The organism is Devosia rhizoryzae, from assembly GCF_016698665.1.
Lineage (GTDB): Bacteria > Pseudomonadota > Alphaproteobacteria > Rhizobiales > Devosiaceae > Devosia > Devosia rhizoryzae.
On the sequence record NZ_CP068046.1, the window covers coordinates 2,388,041 to 2,405,577 of the forward strand.

The 17,537-nt window shown below is 60.5% G+C and carries 15 protein-coding genes; 3 read left to right on the forward strand and 12 right to left on the reverse strand.

Going from position 1 to position 17,537, the window contains the following annotated elements; all coding sequences use genetic code 11:
* Positions 1-22: 22 nt before the first annotated feature.
* From JI748_RS11730 to JI748_RS11750, 5 genes are all read right to left on the reverse strand, one after another.
* The gene (locus tag JI748_RS11730) at positions 23-1,528 is read right to left on the reverse strand and encodes a tripartite tricarboxylate transporter permease (protein WP_201630834.1); all 1,506 of its coding nucleotides are present in this window, start codon (positions 1,526-1,528) and stop codon (positions 23-25) included.
* 15 nt (positions 1,529-1,543) lie between these two features.
* Complete coding sequence (locus tag JI748_RS11735) at positions 1,544-2,008, reverse strand: tripartite tricarboxylate transporter TctB family protein (protein WP_201630836.1); 465 nt, start codon at positions 2,006-2,008, stop codon at positions 1,544-1,546.
* A 25-nt stretch (positions 2,009-2,033) separates the two neighbouring features.
* Positions 2,034-3,458, reverse strand: coding sequence for an aldehyde dehydrogenase family protein (locus JI748_RS11740; protein WP_201630837.1), 1,425 nt, complete (start codon positions 3,456-3,458; stop codon positions 2,034-2,036).
* Positions 3,459-3,567: 109 nt separating this feature from the next.
* On the reverse strand, positions 3,568-4,329 hold the full coding sequence (locus tag JI748_RS11745) for an SDR family NAD(P)-dependent oxidoreductase (protein ID WP_201630838.1): 762 nt from the start codon (positions 4,327-4,329) through the stop codon (positions 3,568-3,570).
* Between the two features lie 26 nt (positions 4,330-4,355).
* Positions 4,356-5,129, reverse strand: a complete 774-nt coding sequence (locus tag JI748_RS11750) for an HpcH/HpaI aldolase family protein (protein ID WP_201630839.1) — start codon at positions 5,127-5,129, stop codon at positions 4,356-4,358.
* Between the two features lie 202 nt (positions 5,130-5,331).
* On the opposite strand from JI748_RS11750, the gene JI748_RS11755 reads away from it, so the two are divergent.
* Positions 5,332-6,225 (forward strand): BKACE family enzyme, encoded by an 894-nt coding sequence (locus JI748_RS11755; protein WP_201630840.1) that lies wholly within the window; start codon positions 5,332-5,334, stop codon positions 6,223-6,225.
* Between the two features lie 32 nt (positions 6,226-6,257).
* Positions 6,258-7,169, forward strand: coding sequence for a cupin domain-containing protein (locus JI748_RS11760; protein WP_201630841.1), 912 nt, complete (start codon positions 6,258-6,260; stop codon positions 7,167-7,169).
* A gap of 73 nt (positions 7,170-7,242) precedes the next feature.
* Here JI748_RS11760 and JI748_RS11765 read toward each other — a convergent pair whose 3' ends face one another.
* Positions 7,243-8,181, reverse strand: coding sequence for a DUF6282 family protein (locus JI748_RS11765; protein WP_201630842.1), 939 nt, complete (start codon positions 8,179-8,181; stop codon positions 7,243-7,245).
* 117 nt (positions 8,182-8,298) lie between these two features.
* On the opposite strand from JI748_RS11765, the gene JI748_RS11770 reads away from it, so the two are divergent.
* Positions 8,299-9,105, forward strand: coding sequence for a helix-turn-helix domain-containing protein (locus tag JI748_RS11770; RefSeq protein ID WP_201630844.1), 807 nt, complete (start codon positions 8,299-8,301; stop codon positions 9,103-9,105).
* Here the strand turns inward: JI748_RS11770 and JI748_RS11775 are convergent.
* The 6 genes from JI748_RS11775 to JI748_RS11800 all read right to left on the reverse strand — a co-directional run bounded on the left by JI748_RS11775 (position 9,102) and on the right by JI748_RS11800 (position 17,438).
* On the reverse strand, positions 9,102-10,106 hold the full coding sequence (locus JI748_RS11775) for an NAD(P)H-quinone oxidoreductase (RefSeq protein ID WP_201630846.1): 1,005 nt from the start codon (positions 10,104-10,106) through the stop codon (positions 9,102-9,104). The genes JI748_RS11770 and JI748_RS11775 overlap by 4 nt on opposite strands.
* Positions 10,107-10,899: 793 nt before the next feature.
* The gene (locus JI748_RS11780; RefSeq protein ID WP_201630848.1) at positions 10,900-12,477 is read right to left on the reverse strand and encodes an ABC transporter permease; all 1,578 of its coding nucleotides are present in this window, start codon (positions 12,475-12,477) and stop codon (positions 10,900-10,902) included.
* Between the two features lie 68 nt (positions 12,478-12,545).
* The gene (locus JI748_RS11785) at positions 12,546-13,631 is read right to left on the reverse strand and encodes an ABC transporter ATP-binding protein (protein ID WP_201630850.1); all 1,086 of its coding nucleotides are present in this window, start codon (positions 13,629-13,631) and stop codon (positions 12,546-12,548) included.
* 31 nt (positions 13,632-13,662) lie between these two features.
* Entirely contained in the window at positions 13,663-14,691 is a 1,029-nt protein-coding gene (locus tag JI748_RS11790; RefSeq protein ID WP_201630852.1) for an extracellular solute-binding protein, read from the reverse strand.
* A gap of 45 nt (positions 14,692-14,736) precedes the next feature.
* On the reverse strand, positions 14,737-16,377 hold the full coding sequence (locus JI748_RS11795; RefSeq protein ID WP_201630854.1) for an ABC transporter permease: 1,641 nt from the start codon (positions 16,375-16,377) through the stop codon (positions 14,737-14,739).
* A gap of 5 nt (positions 16,378-16,382) precedes the next feature.
* On the reverse strand, positions 16,383-17,438 hold the full coding sequence (locus JI748_RS11800; RefSeq protein ID WP_201630855.1) for an ABC transporter ATP-binding protein: 1,056 nt from the start codon (positions 17,436-17,438) through the stop codon (positions 16,383-16,385).
* Positions 17,439-17,537 lie beyond the last annotated feature (99 nt).

Here is a 17,537-nt window from a genome sequence, read left to right on the forward strand (position 1 = left end):
GTCCTCATCTTGGCAAAAAGGGTCAGTCGACTTCCTGGAGGCCTTCCTGGCGCAGCTTGCGAAAGCCCGGGAGCAGGATGGAAACCAGCAGCACAGCGGCAATCAGCAGCGTGCCCATGCTGACCGGGCTACTGAAGAACACGCCGGCATTTCCGTGGGAGATCAGCATCGAGCGGCGCAGGTATTCCTCGGCCATCGGCCCCAGGATCAGGGCCAGGATGAGCGGGGCGGGCTCGGCGCCGGCTTTGCGGAACACGTATCCCAGCACGCCGAACAGCGCCATGAGATAGACGTCGAAGGCGCTGTTGCGAATGCTGTACACACCGATGGCAGTGAAGACGCAGATCAGCGGGAAGAGATATTTGTAGGGCACGGAAATCAGCTTGGCCCACATGCCCACCAGGGGCAGGTTGAGGATAAGCAACATCAGATTGCCCATCCACATCGAAACCACCAGGCCCCAGAACAGGGCCGGCTGTTCGCTCAGAATATTAGGCCCGGGCTGGACGCCCTGGACAACGAGTGCACCGATCATCAGGGCCATTGTGGCAGTGCCCGGCAGACCAAGTGTCAGCATGGGAATGAAGGCCGTCTGTGCGGCGGCGTTATTGGCGGCCTCCGGCGCCGCAACACCCTCGATAGCGCCCTTGCCGAACATTTCGGGATGCTTCGATATCTTCTTTTCGAGCGCATAGGCGGAGAAGGAGGAGAGCAGCAGGCCCGCACCGGGGAGCACGCCGAGCAGGACGCCGATGCCGGTGCCGCGCGCGATCGGCGCCGACATGCGTTTCCAGTCCTCGCGAGTGGGAAACAGCGAGCTGACCTTGGCGACAGTAGCAGAGCGGGAGCGCTCGTTTTCGAGGTTGGCAAGGACGTCGCCCAAGCCAAAGATGCCGGTGGCGATGACCACGAAGTTGAGACCGTCGAGAAGATCCGGAGAGCCGAATGTGTAGCGCGCGGCACCAGAATTGACGTCGGTGCCGATCATGCCAAGGAGCATGCCGAGCAGGACCATGCCGAAGCCGGTGAGCAGCGAGCCGGACGTCAGTACCATGGAGGTAACAAGGCCAAGCACGATCAGCGAAAAATATTCGGTGGGACCGAAGCTCAGGGCCATGCTGGAGAGAACCGGCGCGGCAATGACGATAAACAGCGTGCCGATGGTCCCGGCAAAGAAACTGCCGATCGCGGCGGCGGCCAAAGCCCTCCCGGCCTTGCCCTGCTTGGCCATTTCGTGGCCGTCGAGCGTGGTCACGACCGAAGAAGCTTCGCCGGGAAGGTTCATCAGGATGGCAGTGGTCGAGCCGCCATATTGGGAGCCGTAGAAAATACCCGCCAGCATGATCAATGCCGTGTCGACCGGCAGCCCGAACGTGAACGGCAGAAGCATCGAGATGGTGGCAATTGGACCGAGGCCCGGCAACACGCCCACCGCGGTGCCCAGCAGCACGCCCGCAAAGCAGTAGGCGAAGTTGGTGAGGGTACTCGCGGTCTGAAAGCCGAGCAGGAGCCCGCTGAAAATGTCCATGTCGACCTCGATGCCTTAGCGGACGGCCAGGACCTGCAGCCAAGACCCAACGAGGGGAATGGGCAGGCCGAGCAGTGTTACGAACAAGAGCCCGCATGCGGCCGAGAAGGCCACGGCGCCGGCAACGGCTTTCCAGTTGAGCGCAAAGGTGATGCTGGCCGTGCCCGCCCCGATGCACAGCAGCAGCACGGAGACAGGCAGTCCCAGCTTGTCGAGCAGGAAGCCAAAGACGATGATTGCGACGGTAACGATCGCGATGGGCCACCAGCGAGACATGGCGATCACTTCGGATTTGCCGAGCCGCCCCCGCATCAGGATGGCAATGCCGGTCAGCAGCAGCAGCGCCGAGATGACGACCGGGAAAAATCCCGGTCCCATGCGGTTGGGCGTGCCCAGGGGAAATTGCAGCGCCATCACAAGAGCAACCAGGCCGATGATGGAAAAGAGCGCGCCCTGCACCAAATCCTGCGTAATCTTCACCTGCATTCTCCTCCTCTGAAGCGCCTCAACCCGGATAGCCGAGCACGGCCTTGACCTCGAGATATTCGCGAAAGCCGTAGATGCCGAACTCTCGCCCATTGCCCGACTGTTTGTAGCCGCCAAAGGGCAGGCTGCGGTCGAATGGCGCGCCGTTGAGATAGACCCGCCCTGCCCTGATGCGCTTGGCGAGCTTGAGTGCGTGATCGGGATCGCCGGACTGGATGAAACCGGCAAGGCCGAAGGGTGTGTCGTTGGCGATGTCGATGGCCTCGTCCTCGGTGTCGTAAGCGAGGATGGAAAGGACAGGCCCGAATATCTCTTCGCGCGCGATCGTCATCTGCCGCGTGACGTCACCGAACACCGTGGGGTGGACATAGTAGCCGCGGTTGATCTCGGCCGGACGGCCCAAACCACCTGCGACCAGGGTCGCACCTTCGTCGATCCCGGACTGGATGAGCTTTTGCACCTTGTCAAACTGGCCCTGGCTGACCAGCGGCCCAAGCGTGGTTTCAGGCTGCATCGGGTCACCCAGCCGGATCGTCGCCACGGCGGCGCGCGCGGCATCGAAAGCGGCTTCGCGCTGCGACACATGCACTAGCATGCGGGTCGGCGACTGGCAGTTCTGGCCAGCATTGGTGTAGCACGCATGTACTCCCGCCATCACCGAAGCGCGGATATCGGCATCTTGCAGGATGATGTTGGCGGACTTGCCGCCGAGTTCCTGCGCCACCCGCTTGACGGTCGGCGCTGCAAGCGTTGCAACGCGGATGCCGGCGCCGGTCGAACCGGTGAAGGAAACGAGGTCTATTTCGGGGTGCGAGGCCAGTGCTTCGCCTACCGTGGGGCCGTCGCCATTGACGAGGTTGAACACACCAGCCGGCAGGCCGGAGTCATGGATGATCTCGGCCAGGATCATGGCGCTTAGCGGCGCGATTTCGCTGGGCTTGAGAACCACGGTGCAGCCGGTCGACATTGCCGGCGCGACTTTCGAGGCGACCTGATTAAGTGGCCAATTCCAGGGCGTAATCAGGCCACAGACGCCAATCGGTTCGTGCCGGACAATGCCGGGCCCCATCCGTTCCTCGAACGGAAAACCGGCCAGCACACGCGCCGCCTCCTCGAAGTGAAACAGCGCAACCGTTGCCTGACGTTCCGTCGAGAAGGTGATCGGGGCGCCCATTTCCAGCGTCATTGTGCGCGCCAGTTCCGGCAGGCGCGCACGGAAGCCATCAATGATGCCACGCAGCCAGCCCAGCCGCTGTTCGACGCTCGTCGCGGAATAGCTCGCAAAGGCGCGGCGGGCAGCCCTGGCGGCCCGATCGACATCGGCGGCGGACCCCAAACTGATGCGGCCCACGGTTTCTTCGGTCGCCGGGTTGGTGACGCCGGCGGTCGCAGCACCGGCCGGTTCGACCCATGCGCCGTCGATATAGAACTTCAACTTGTCCATTGCTGCCTGCTTGAGCGCCCTGAGGGGAGATATTGCGCGATACTAGATCATAGCCTTGCGCGAGCAACCTGCGAGACGATGCGTTCCGTCAGGTGATCGCGACACGGCTTCACAGGTGGCGCCCTTCGTCCACCGGTACGACGATGCCGGTCGAACTGGTGAGATTGACAATGCAGGCGACCACCGCGCGCGCCACGTCGTCGGGCGTCGTGACATGGGCCAGCGGCAGACGCTCGGCGGTCTTTTCCAACTGTTCACGCGAGCGCCCCGGCACAAACCCGGTGTCAACGCCAGCCGGCGAAATCGAGAAAACCCGCACTTTGGGGGCCAGCACCTTGGCCAGTGCGATGGTCAGCGCGTCGACCCCGGCTTTGGCGGCAAGATAGGCCAGGCTGCTGCCGATGCCGGTGCGGGCGGCAATGGACGATACATTGACGATGGAGGCGCTCTGCCCTTTTTCGAGCAGGGGACGGAAGGCCCGCATCACCGCAAAGGGACCGCGCAGGTTGACCATCACGGTGCGATCGAAGATGTCGTCGGTGAGGGCATCGAGGTCTGCGGCGGGAACCGGCGTCGTTGCGCCACCGGAATTGATCAGTGCATCGAGACTGCCGAAGCGGCGTTCGATGAAGGCCGCGGCTTCGGTCATGGAGGCCGAATCCTCCATCGAGATGCGCATGGCCGTGTGGCCACTGCCCGCGAGACCCGCAATCACCGCGTCGGCGGCTTCGGCCCGGCTATTATAGCCCACGATCACCGTCGTGCCCAAGGCGGCCAGCCGCGCAGCGGTGGCCATGCCGATCCCGCTGCTGCCGCCTGTCACCAAGGCCCTACGTGGCGCATTCAGCGCCGGAATTTCTAGTCCGGCCATTTTCGACCTCCCCAAGTTCTGGCGCCTTAGTGGCTGAATTCCTTCAGTGCAGCACTGGCAGCGTTACGGATAAAGCCATGGTCGCTGGAAATCACCATCGCCGTTGCGCCCAGCGATTCAACAAAGGCCAGATCGGCCTTCGTGCTGGGCAGCATCATCAGCGGCTTGTCGGCGTCCCTGGTGGACGCTGCAACGCGCCGGCTGATCTCGGCCACTTTTGTGGCCGCATCGGGGTCATCGCGAAACGAAGCCGTGAGATCGCCACGCCCGATAAACAGGGCATCGATACCGTCGACGCGGGCAATATCACCCGCAACGTCAATGGCCTGCTGATCCTCGATCATGGGGATCACCGCAATCTGGCTGTCCTGCAACTGCATGTGATGCACCGGGCCGGCACTGCCCCAGTTGCTGGCGCGCGAAAGGCCGACAAAGCCACGGCTGCCGCCAGTATAGTGGGCAGCGCGGGCAATTGCGGCGGCTCTCTCGGCCGAAGCAACATGGGGCACCATGATGCCCATCGCGCCGGAGTCGAGCACGGTCAGCACGTTGGACTCTGTGAACTCCGGAATGCGTACGATCGGCGCCATGTTGGACGCGCGCGCCGCAAGGATCATCAGATCGGTGGTGGTTCGGTCGAGGGGCGCATGCTCCTGGTCGATAATGATGAAATCATAGCCAATCTGGCCCAGCATTTCGATGACCTGCGTCGTGGGCAATTTGACAAAGGTGCCGAACATGCGCTGCCGCGCATGAAGGCGATCGCGAAAGGTCGAAAAATGCGGCCGCTGTTCGGTCATGGTCATCTCCTCGATGGCGCACCTTCTACACGCCGAAGTCTGCCCTATTCGATGCGGAACGATCTGCGTTTCTCTCAGCGAAACGCTGCGGGGTCGTTTCTGTAAGCGAAACGCGTGCCAAATGCCGTTGCGGACCAAAGGAGGTGAATGGGACTTAGCCACGAGATCAAGCTGCGACGCGGCATTTCCAAGGACCAGAACTGTGGCCAATCCTACCATTCTTACCTGCGCGGTGACGGGCAACATTACCACGTTGGAGCAGACGCCCTACCTACCCATAACGCCCGAGCAGATCGCCAATGCCGGGCTTGAGGCCGTGCGGGCCGGCGCGGCAATCATCCACGTGCACGTGCGCCACGACAATGGCCGGCCCAGTATGGAACTGCACCACTATCGCGAGGTGGTCGAGCGGCTGCGGGCCGCCGACGAAGATGTGGTGATCAATCTTACCACCGGCCCCGGTCAGCGGTTCATACCCAGCGACGACAATCCCAGCGTTGCGGCGCCAGGAACCACGCTGATGCGGCCCGAGCCGCGCGTGACCCATATCGAGGCCCTGCGGCCCGAACTCTGCAGCCTCGATTTCAACACCATGTATTCGGGCACGTCGGTGGTGATCAACACGCCGACCAATCTCGGTATCATGGCTGAGCGGATTCGGGCGGCCGGTGTGCGGCCCGAGGTCGAGGTCTTTGACAGCGGCGACATCCAACTGCTCAACGACATGGTGCGGCAGGGCACGATCGAGGCTCCAGTGTTCTGCCAGATCGTGCTGGGGGTCCGCTATGGCGCCATCGCCACGCCGGAGACGCTGGCCTATCTCAAGAGCATCCTGCCGCCCGGTTGCAACTGGGGCGGCGCCGGGGTCGGCCGCTTCGAATATCCCATTCTGGCGCAAGCCTGGCTCCTGGGCGGACACATCCGCGTCGGGCTCGAGGACAACATCTACATCGAAAAGGGCGTGCTGGCCCAAAGCAATGCACAAATGGTCGAGAAGGCCGGCCGCATCGTTCGCGAACTGGGTGGCCGGCTCGCGACCCCCGGTGAAGCGCGCGAAATCCTGGGACTGAAAAAGCAGGCGCCGCTGGCCGCCTGACCCGAGCCGCAGACATCTTGAAAGGAATCGACATGTATAATGCGAGCGATCCGCGATCCGCTTTGGCTGGAGGACAGAAGGGGTCAGATACCCGGGTACACAAGAGCTTCTTCGGTTCGCAACTGGCCCTGTTCTACGACACGGCGCCGCAGCTCAGCGACGCCAATGGCCAAACCTGGATCGGCCGCGGCCAGAACTTCGTCATCGTATACCGCAAGGCCCACAAGGACGGCACCTTCGAGCGCGTCGACCAGCCGGACGAATATGCGATGATCATCCCGGATGCAGAGACGCGCGTCGAGATCACCACCGATGCCGGTACCGAGGAGGTGCCCGGCTATTCGGTCGTGTTCGTGCCGCCCGGCAGGAGCACGGTGCGCATGCTGACGGCCGGGACCATCGTGCAGCTCTTCACGCCCAGATCGACCGATCTTGCCGGGGCGGCATCCAATGCAGCCGCCTTTTCCGGGACGCATCCCAACGTGCCACCGTTCGAGGCATGGCCGGAGCCCCCCGGCGGCCTCAAGCTCAAATGGTACACGCTGGACGTGCCCGACGATCCCGCGCGCTTCGGGCGCATCTATCGCTGCACCACGTTCATGGTGAACTTCCTGTCCCCCCGTGTCGGGCCGCGGGCGCGCGACAATGTCTCGCCCCATCACCATGACGATTTCGAACAGTGTTCACTGGCCCTGACCGGCGCCTTCACGCATCACCTGCGCTGGCCCTGGACCACCGACATGAATGAGTGGCGCGAGGACGAGCATCTTTATTGCAAGTCGCCATCGATCTGCGTGATCCCGCCGCCATCCATCCACACCACAACTGCCGAGGGGCCGGAGGTCAACCAGTTGGTCGACATCTTCTCGCCGCCGCGCATGGACTTTTCGAGCAAGCCCGGCTGGGTCCTCAATGCCGATGACTATCCCCTGCGCGAAGCCTGAACGCTTGCCGAATGCATGAAAAAGCCGGGGTGGCGAGACCACCCCGGCTTCTTGCTGCCTGCCAGCGTCTGGCTCAGTTGGCCAGACCGACCAGCCGAGCCGGGTTGTCGACGACCATGGTGCGCACTTCAGCTTCGCTGTAGCCCAGTGCCAGGCACAGCTTTACGGCCTGCCGCATGCCTTCGACCGGGGTGGGATTGTCGACCTGACCCAAATCCGAGCCGATGGAAGAATTGGCAACGCCCGCCGCATCGATATGCTCCTTGAGCTCCTTCGGCGAATAGACGTTGAAACGGGAGTCGACATACATGGCGGCCGACTGCTCGACGATGACGCCCAGCTTGGCGAATTCGGCGATGTCTTCATAGGTAAAGTGCAGGCCATACATCGGGTGATTGATCAGCAGGCGCTTGACGCCGCGGCTGCGCGCTTCGTCGAACAGCTTCCAGATTTCCCAGACATGCAAATGCCCCGACGACAGGATCACTTCCGCCTCGGCAATCTGATCGAGGATCTGCTTGACCACGTCGAGGACGTTGCCGAGTTCATCGACTACGCTGAGCAGCGGCGAGTCCAGCAGCTTCACGTTGGAAACGAGCCGCGACTTGCGATGCGAGCTGCGGATATGGTTGGCCGACTGCGCGGTGGGCATCCAGATCAGCTTGGCGCCCATCTTGATCTGCGCATCGACCACGTAGGGATTGAACCCGCCGGTGGAATTGTTGAGCACCAGGCCCGAATACATCGCGAAGTCAGGCTTATCGATCAGCCGCTCCATCATGGGGATGATGGGCGCCGATGAATAGTGATGGTCCTTGAACAGGACGCCGCGCATGCCGGCCGCGATAGCCTCTTCCGCGGCTTGCATGTGGTCGAGTTGCCGGGGCATGGTGGATGGACCGGAATGGACATGGAGGTCGAGGGCACCCTTCAGGACGCGAGCCGCTGCTGCCTCGTCCACGCCTGCCATCAAGCCGCGCGCCTGTTCCCGATTTTCCTGACTTGTGCCCATGATAACTCTCCGCATGATCCAGTGTCGGCATAGTGGTTGACGCGCGCGATCCTCAACTTATAGTCCTCCCTGTTTCGCGCAGCGAAACGAAAGTCGTAGTTCGGAGGAGGACAAGCGATGTCGATTCGATCCATCGAGCGGTGTCTCAACGTGTTGCTGGAGCTCAACCAGCAGCCCATCAACACCATCGCCCAGCTCCATGCCCGCACCCGCCTGCCCAAGCCGACGCTGGTCCGCATCCTCAAGACGCTCGAAGAAGCCGGCTATGTCGAAAACGACTCCCGGCAGGGCGGATATCAGGTCAGCGCCCTGGTGACCTCGCTCAGTTCGGGCTACCACAAGAGCCCGCTGGTCGTTGAAGCAGGCCGCGCCTGGGCTCTCGCCATTACCCGCAAGCACAAATGGCCCATCGCCATAGCCCTCCCCGACTATACCAGCATGGTGGTACGGTTCAGCACGGTGCCGGATAGTCCGGTCTCGCCATTTCACAGCACCGTCAACCGGCGCCTGCAGATGCTGACGCGTGGCATGGGCCTGGCCTATCTGGCCTTTATCGAAAGCGAGGAGCGCGACCTGATCCTCGAAGCGCTGGCCAAGTCGGAGGACCCCGAGGACGGCCTCAGCCACCATCCGCAGGAGGTCAAACGCCTGCTGGCCCAGGTGCACAAGGCAGGCTATGCAACGCGCGCTTCCTTTGTCGAGCCGCGCAATTCCAACACCATTGCCGTGCCGATCATCAGCCAGGAGGGCCGTGTGCTGGCAAGCCTGGGGCTGACCTACTTCAAGTCGGCCTTTGCCTCGGAACAGGAAGCCTGCGAGCGCTTCGTTCCCGTGCTTCAGTCAGCGGCAGTGGCCATCTCGGACGACCTTGGCCGCCTGTCCAGGAACATGTCGGTAGACGTGTCGGAACTGGGAGCGATCTAGGGTCGCTCGGCAGCCTGTGCTTGGTCCATGACCAGCACGACCTTCCCAAGCTGTTCATTGGCATCGAGCAAAGCGTGGGCCTCGCGGACTTCATCGAGCGCGAAGACGGCGTGGACGCGCGTGACTATTTTTCCGGACTCCAGTAATGGCCAGACCTCCTCCACCAGGGCTGTTGCGATACTGCCCTTGTAGGCGGAGCTGCGTGGTCGCAGCGTCGATCCGGTCAACGTCAGTCGGCGGCGAACAAGATCGCGGATGTTGACTTCTGCAGTCTCGCCCTGATGGCTGGCGATGAAGACAATACGGCCATCCATTGCCATGAGATCAAGCTGCTGCTGGACATAAGGCCCAGCCTGGGCGTCAAGCGCGACGTCGAGGCAGTGTTCGCCGGCATGCGCCCGGATGGCGCTTGCCCAATCCTCGCGATAGTCGAATACCGCATCGGCACCCAATTCGAGACACGCTGCGCGTTTCTCGGCACTGCTGGCGGTAGCGAAGACGCGGGCGTTGCGGAGCAGCTTCGCCATCTGAATGCCCGCCATGCCGACGCCGCTTGTGCCGCCCTGCACCAGCAGCGTTTCGCCCTCGCCCAGTCGCCCCAGCCAGATGATGTTGTTCCAGGCGGTGAAGAACGCTTCGGGCAGGGACGCCGCTTCAATAAAACTCAAGCCGGCCGGGACCGGCATGCATTGGATCGCGGGGACGACGAGAAAATCTGCGTAGGCACCGCCATTGGCGAGGGCGCAGACCGCGTCCCCGACCCTAGGCCTCGCGACACCTTCGCCGACCGCAACAACTCTTCCCGCAGCATCTAGGCCTGGAACATCGGTTACGCCTGGCGGCGGTGGATAAAGCCCACGCCGCTGCTGGATATCAGGACGATTGACGCTTGCCGCGAGCACCTGCACCAGCACCTCTCCTGGTCCCGGCTGAGGCAGCAGACGTTCTACAATCTCGAGAACCTCAGGGCCACCTGCCCTCATTATCTCGACGACACGCATTGCCATATCCTCTGCTGCTGCGGCCGTCCGGTTCCATCTTTTGCACCCAGGCAAATCCGCTTTTGATCTACCTGCGCCATAGGATGCAGCGTTTCAACAGACGAAACTTGAACCCTTGCGGGTGTGAATTGGCACTGCCCCTAAGCGGCGTAGATCCGTACATTAGCGAGCACCTGTTCTGTCCTGATCGCCCGACTGGCTCAGCCAACATTTTTTAAGCCAAGCCGCCGGCTGAAGTCATCGGCAACGATACGCTCGACCTATCGCCCATCTCCGGCAGTATAGGAACCACGTAATTATAAGATTGACCGGGATTCCTAGGAAAATGGAGGTTCTCTTGAAGACATCGCCATCAAAACAGACAATATTGTAGCTGCCCATACTTGAAGTTTTTCACGCATAATGGCTACCTGACCTGATTGATGTTCTGCCTACCAAATTAGACGACGGATCGCCACTGTTGTCGGCGCTCTCTTTTGATGTGTTTCGTAAAGCGGAATGTTGGTCGATGCCCCCATCAACTGGCGCGAGCACAGTTTTTGTGACTAAGACCGGTTCGCACCATTAATCCATACTCGGCAAGTTCACAAAAGGTGATCGTGGTTCCAACCACTGTGAAGTCTGCAACGCGCCCCATTCCGGCCGTTCGCAGCCGACTTCTAGCGTTCCAAAGGCGGACATCGTACAAATTCAAACGGAAGGCTAGCTCACCGACTGCAGGCTGTCAGTCCGCCTTTCACAGAAACAACTTACGACGAAGTCGCAGGAGCGCTTCAACAAAGTGCTCTTTCCTCTAGATCCTGATTTCTTTGCCGCTGCCTGTCAGGCGCATCAACAGGAAAAGTGAGGCCATAGTCAGAACAAGCAAGATGGTTGAGAGCGCTGCGGCCGTCCCCAATTGTCCGCGGATAACCTGGGCATAGATGCCGAGGGACAGGGTCTGGGTGGACGTATTGTAGAGAAACAGCGTGGTGCTGAGTTCGGTGATGATGGTGACCCAACTGAGCACGGCACCCGAGACGATGCCTGGCAGGAGCGCTGGAACGATGACCTGCCGCAGGGTGCGGAACTTGGATGCACCAAGGCTTACCGCCGCTTCCTCGATACTGGGACTGAACTGATACATCAGCGCTGTGGTAGAGCGCACCGAATAGGGCAACCGGCGAATGGCAAATGCCAGTACCATGACAGCAAATGTTCCGGTCAGCACCATTGGAGGTTGGCTAAATGCTGTGATCAGCGCGATGCCGATGATTAGTCCGGGCACGACATAGGGCACCATGGTCATGGTATCGAGTGCGCCAGTCAGCACGCCCTTGCGGCGAACCGTCAGGTAGGACACCAGAACGGCAATGATCACCAACAGAACCAGCGCCGTCAGTCCGATGCTGAAGGTGTTGGTGATGTAGCGGAAGATGTCGCGCTGGGCCGTGACATAGTTGCGGGTGGAAAAGCCTTCCACAAACTGCCCGTAAAGGGTGTTGCGGAACGAGCTGATGACCACCACCACGAGCGGGGCCAGTGCCAAGATTAGGAAGCCATAAACATAAGCGTAGACGCCCCACCCCTTCCAGCCGGAAAGCCGCGTGGATTCGATCGAGCGAATGGCGGTCATGGAAAAGGTGCGGCGATCGACAATGAACTTCTGGATCAAGAATACCGCGAGGGTCACGGCAATGACGATCACGGCAACGGCAGCAGCAAAGCTCCGGTCGACGCTGACCTCACCGACAAAAGAGCTATAGATCAGCACCGGTATGGTACGGAAACCTTGCCCGATCAACATCGGGGTGCCGAAATCGGCAAAGGCGCGAACGAAGACGAGGAGACTTCCGCCCAAAATGGTGGGCAGCAGCAGGGGCGTGATGACCATGATGGCGCGGCGCCAGCCAGTCATGCCCATGCTTTCGGCAGCTTCAAGCAAGGACACGTCAATCGTGCGCCAGGCACCCATGAGATAGGTAAAGATCAGCGGCACGAGCTGCAGGGTCAACACCAGAACGATGCCGGTGAAGCCGTAGATGCTGGGGACTTCAAGGCCCATATCCTTGAACCAGCGGGTGATGAGGCCATTGTTGCCGAGCAGCAGGATCCAGGAATAGGCACCGATAAAGGGCGGGGACATCATCGAGGCCAGGATCAGCACCTGAATGGCGCGATTGCCCGGAATGCGGAACATGGTCATGAAATAGGCGAGAGGAAAGGCGATCAGGATAGCGAGGACCGTTACACAAACCGTGACCATCAGGCTGTTGAGCAGCGTGCCGTAATAAAGGCGCGAGGAGAAAAACGTCGCAAACCCATCGAGCGAAAAACCATCGCCATTGGTGATGCTGGCAAAGAGCACGGTGAGAAGCGGCCATACGACCATAAAAAGATAGCCGCCGGTTAGCAGTAGTGCGACCGAGGTCCAGCCATCCAGTGTTTTGCCCCCGACCTTCAAACCGCTGCTCCCTTCATGATCGAGGCGCCGCTGGTGCCGTCGAAGAAAGTCAGCAGATCAGTATCTACGTCGAGGAAGACGTGTTCGCCAGGTTGCCACAAGGCAGCGCGGTGGGAAAATTCGAGAAATTCGATGATTTCGCCGGTTTCGATCCTGGCTCGCACCTGCGAATGGGAACCAAGGAAGGTCTCGTCGACGACTTCGGCGGCAAGGCCGGCATCGGCAGCCTTGACGGCTTCTGGACGCACTGAAATTTGCACGCGGCCCTTGGTTGCGGCTTCCACGAGGCTTGTGACATCAGTGATCACGTTGGTGCCCAACTCGACCAAGACTCTGCCGTCTTGGTGGATCAGGTCGCGTTCCAGAAGGTTGGTCTTGCCGATGAACTCGGCGACGAAGCGATTGGCCGGGTGGCGGTAGATTTCTGCCGGTGTGCCCACCTGCTGGACGACGCCCAAGTTCATCACCGCTATCCGGTCGGAGACGGCCATGGCCTCTTCCTGGTCGTGGGTGACGTAGACCGTTGTTATCCCCGCATCGCGCTGTGCCTGGCGGATGGTGTCGCGCATTTCGACGCGCAGCTTGGCGTCAAGGTTGGACAGTGGTTCGTCCATCAGCAGCAAGGCCGGCTGAATCACCAGCGCCCTTGCCAGGGCAACGCGCTGCTGCTGTCCACCAGACATCTGGCCCGGCAAACGGTCTCCCAGATGCGCCATACGCACCGACTCGAGGGCCGCTGCGACACGACGGTCGATTTCGGCGCGCCCCACTTTTCGGGTTTGAAGGCCGAAGGCGACGTTCTTTGCGGCGGTCATCTGCGGGAACAGCGCATAGTTCTGGAAAACCATGCCGATATTTCGCTCCGATGCCGGGCGATCATTAATTACCGTGCCGTCGAACGAGATTGTCCCCGCTTCGATCGAGTTGAATCCGGCGATCATGCGGAGCAACGTAGTCTTGCCGCAGCCCGAAGGCCCGAGCAGGGTAAAAAACTCACCATCGGCAATCTCGAGATTGAGATCGGGAATGGCGACCTGCCCGGCGTATTCCTTGCGGAGCGCCTGAAGCGCTATAAGGGTCATAGCGCTTCTCCAGTTCGAAACATCATCACGATCAGGAACGGGCCTCAAGAATCGAGCGGTACTTGCCGACGATTTCTTCGCGGTGTTCGGCAACATAGGGACCGTCTTCCTGAACGGTCGGAATGTCGGCCAAGGCCGGCAGGCCAGGCTTTTCGACGCCTTCGCGCAGCGGACGTCCGGCTGTTTCTTGGGCGATGATGGTCTGGCCCTCTTCGGAAATAACGAAGTCGATGAAAGCCTCTGCTGCCGGCTGGTTGGGTCCACCCTTGATGATCTCGACCGTGGCAGGCAGGAAGGCTGCGCCCTCGGATGGGTAGACGATCTCAACCGGCGCGCCGCTCAGCACAAAATTCAGCGACAGCGGCTCATAGGTCAGGCCAACGATATATTCGCCATTGGCTACGTCGGCGGCAACCTGGCTCGACGATCCGATTGAAATGCCATCGAGTTGATCGATCAGCGCGGTTACGTATTCCCAGCCAGCTTGAGCTTCATAATCGCCGCCAACGGCCTTGAGCATGTTGGTCAGTTGGGCAAAAGCCGAAGACGACGCGGTGGGGTCGCCATAAGCGATCTTGCCCTTCAGTTCGGGCTGCAGTAGGTCGGCATAGCTGGTGATTTCGACACCGGCTGCCGCAGCAGCCTCGGTATTGACCAAAAGGTTGGAGCCGTCTGCCTGATAGGGCGTGAAGGCGCCGGTGGCATTTTTGCCGGCTTCAACCATCGCCGTGTCTTCGGGCGATACATAGTCCTGCCAGAGCTCGGAATTGACCGCAGCCTGCGCAGCGCCGCCACCAAACATCACGTCGCCCTGCGGATTACCAGCTTCGCTGCGAATGCGGGAGTAAAGTTCACCAGTGCCTGCGGTGATCAGCTGCACGGTGACGCCGGTATTTTGCTCAAATACGGGAATCAGGCTTTGCAGCATGCCTTCTTCGTTTGGAGTGTAGACAACCAGCGTCGTGCCGGAGATCTCCTGACCCTGTGCGCTGGCCAAGGCAAACAGAGATACGGTGGTGGCAAAGAATGCGGTGGCGGCAATCTTAGTCAGGCTTGGCATTTTGTTTCTCCAGAATAGATTTGCGATTTGGTTGTTGGGGTGGGGCTAGAGCAGTGCCTGCTCGTTGCGCCCCATGAAGCGGAAGGCGATGTAGACGGCGCAGCCGCTGAGCAGCAGCAGAATGGTCGACAGCGCGGCAGCGACCCCGAAATCCCCGTCAAGGATCAGAAGATAAATGCGTACCGGCATGGTCATGGTGCTGCCGACATAGAGCACCAGGGAGGAGGAAAGCTCGTTGATGGCGGTGACAAAACTAAGCATGCCGCCAGCAATGATCCCCGGCACGATCAGTGGGACAGTGATCCGCAGAAAGGCTTGGAATGGGCTATATCCCAGGGAGATCGCGGCTTCCTCCATGCTGGGAGAGATTTGCCGCAGCGAGGACGCCGTGGTGCGCACCGTATAGGGCAAGCGCCGGATGAAGATGGAAAGGATGATAATGGCCGCCGTGCCGGTCAGCACGATTGGCCCGGTGTTGAAGGCTGCAATGAAAGCGATGCCGATGACGATGCCCGGCATGACATAGGGCACCATGAAGGCGCCATCGAGCAGGGCCGTGTTGAAGCTGGTGCGCCGCGCCACAAGCACCCCTACCACCGTGCCGACGACCACGATCAAGGCCACAGCGACGAAAGAGAAAGTCAGCGAGTTGCGCACCACATCGCCAAGACCGAACAGGATGCGTTCATAGCTCTGCAGCGCAAACCCTTCCTGGAACACAGGTCCGCTGGTTTTGCGGAAGGAGTAAATGACCGAAATGATTACCGGCAGCGCACCGCAAAGACCGATAAAATAAACGGCGATATGGGCGAGCACATTACGCCAGCCCTTGAGCTGGATGCGGATGGGCTTGTTGATCATGTTGCCGTGGTAGACGTTGCGCCGCGACATGTAGCGCTGCAGCATAACGAAAATCATCGAGACGACGATCAGCACCACGCTGATGGTCGTGGCCATCGACATGTTGGAGCCGACTTCCGCCGCGTAGAGCGTAAAGGCTTCGGTCGCCAAAACATTATAGCCGCGGCCAAGAAGGCGCGGCGTGCCGAAATCGGCAATGGCATGGATGAGTGCCAGGAGCCCACCGGCGGTGAGAGCCGGAAAAACCATGGGGAACGAAATCTTCATCGTGCGCTGCCACGGCGTGAGCCCCAGACCCTCAGCGGCTTCTTCAAGCGACCGGTTGACGTTGCTGAGCGCCCCGGAGACCATGAGGTAGCCGTAGGGGTAGAACTTAAGCGAAAAGACAATGAGGATGCCGCCAACTCCATAGATGGGCGGCATGTTGATGCCGTAGTCGCGCAAAAAGCCGCGAACCACGCCGCCGGCACCGAACAGCACGATCCAGGAGTAGGCGCCGATAAAGGGCGGAGATACCAAAGCCAGGATAGCAAGAAGCGACACGAACTTGCCGCCGCGGATCACGAAGCGCGACACGCAGAAGGCCATGATGGAGCCGAGCAACAAGGCGCCCAGGAGCCCGCCAAATCCAACCACGAGCGTATTGAAGAACGCCTGGCGGAACCTCGGTTCACCCATGAACCTGAGGTAATTGGCAAGCGTGGCATTGCCCTGCTGGTCGTAAAAGCTCGATACCAGGACGGAGCCGACCGGAATGAACAGCAAGACGAACAGCATGACCCAAGTCAGGATCATCACCACGGTCCAGAAATTGAAGCGTGGCATGGCCATCACCATTCAATCCGGGCATTGTCGGCACCGAAGGCCATCAATGCCTCGCGTGGCACTGCGACCTTGACCGGTTCGCCCGGCTCACGCGTCCGCGTCATGCCCGGATTAGCAATCTGCACCACAATCATGCCGGCTGCGGTTTCGACCTGAACATGGGCTTCCCGCCCGAGATAGATGAACTTGGCGATCGTGCCATCAAGGGTTGCGGCACCGGACAACTGTTCGTCGCGCGACGCGAGGCCCAGCCGTTCTGGACGGGCCGTCCATGCCGCGACGCTCATGACTTTGATTCCCATCTGCTGGAGAAGGGCCTCGAGCGCTGCGCCTTGCGTAAAGGTATTGAGGGTGCCGACGAACTCGGCCACGAAGCGGGTCTGCGGATTGCCGTAGATTTCGGGTGGCGTGCCTACCTGTTCGATACGCCCGGCATTCATCACGCAGATGCGGTCGGAAATGGCTAATGCCTCTTCCTGGTCGTGCGTCACATAGATGGTGGCGATGTCGACCTGCTTCTGGATATCGCGGATTTCCTCGCGCAACTCGATCCGCAACTTGGCATCGAGGTTAGAAAGCGGCTCATCCATCAACAACAGGCGCGGATTAATGACCATGGCGCGCGCCAGGCCAATACGCTGCTGCTGACCACCCGACATGGCAGCCGGCAAGCGCTCGGCCATCGCACCCAGACGCACTGCTTCCAATGCTTGGGTCACCCGCGTCTTGATTTCAGCTGCCGGCACTTTTCTGGGCTTAAGGCCGAAGGCAACATTGTCGAAGACGCTAAGATGCGGAAAGACCGCATAGTCCTGGAACACCATGCCGATATCGCGCTGGTGCGGCGGCACAATACGCAGATTGGCGCCATCGAGCGTAATGTCGCCTGATGTCAGGTCGTTGAAACCAGCGATCGAGCGCAACAAGGTTGTCTTGCCACAACCGCTCGGGCCTAAAAGGGTGAAAAACTCTCCGCGCTCGACCGCAAGCGAAACGCCGTCCAGTGCCGTGAAGCTTGTGCCAAAGCGCTTGGTTGCATTGCTGACGGTTAGGTAGCTCACGCAGTTCCCCCTGACTGGCTTGTCACAAAACAATCACATATGACACCAACGAACTTTCGTATTGCAACATTTATTCGCGTGGTACACGATCATTTCGGA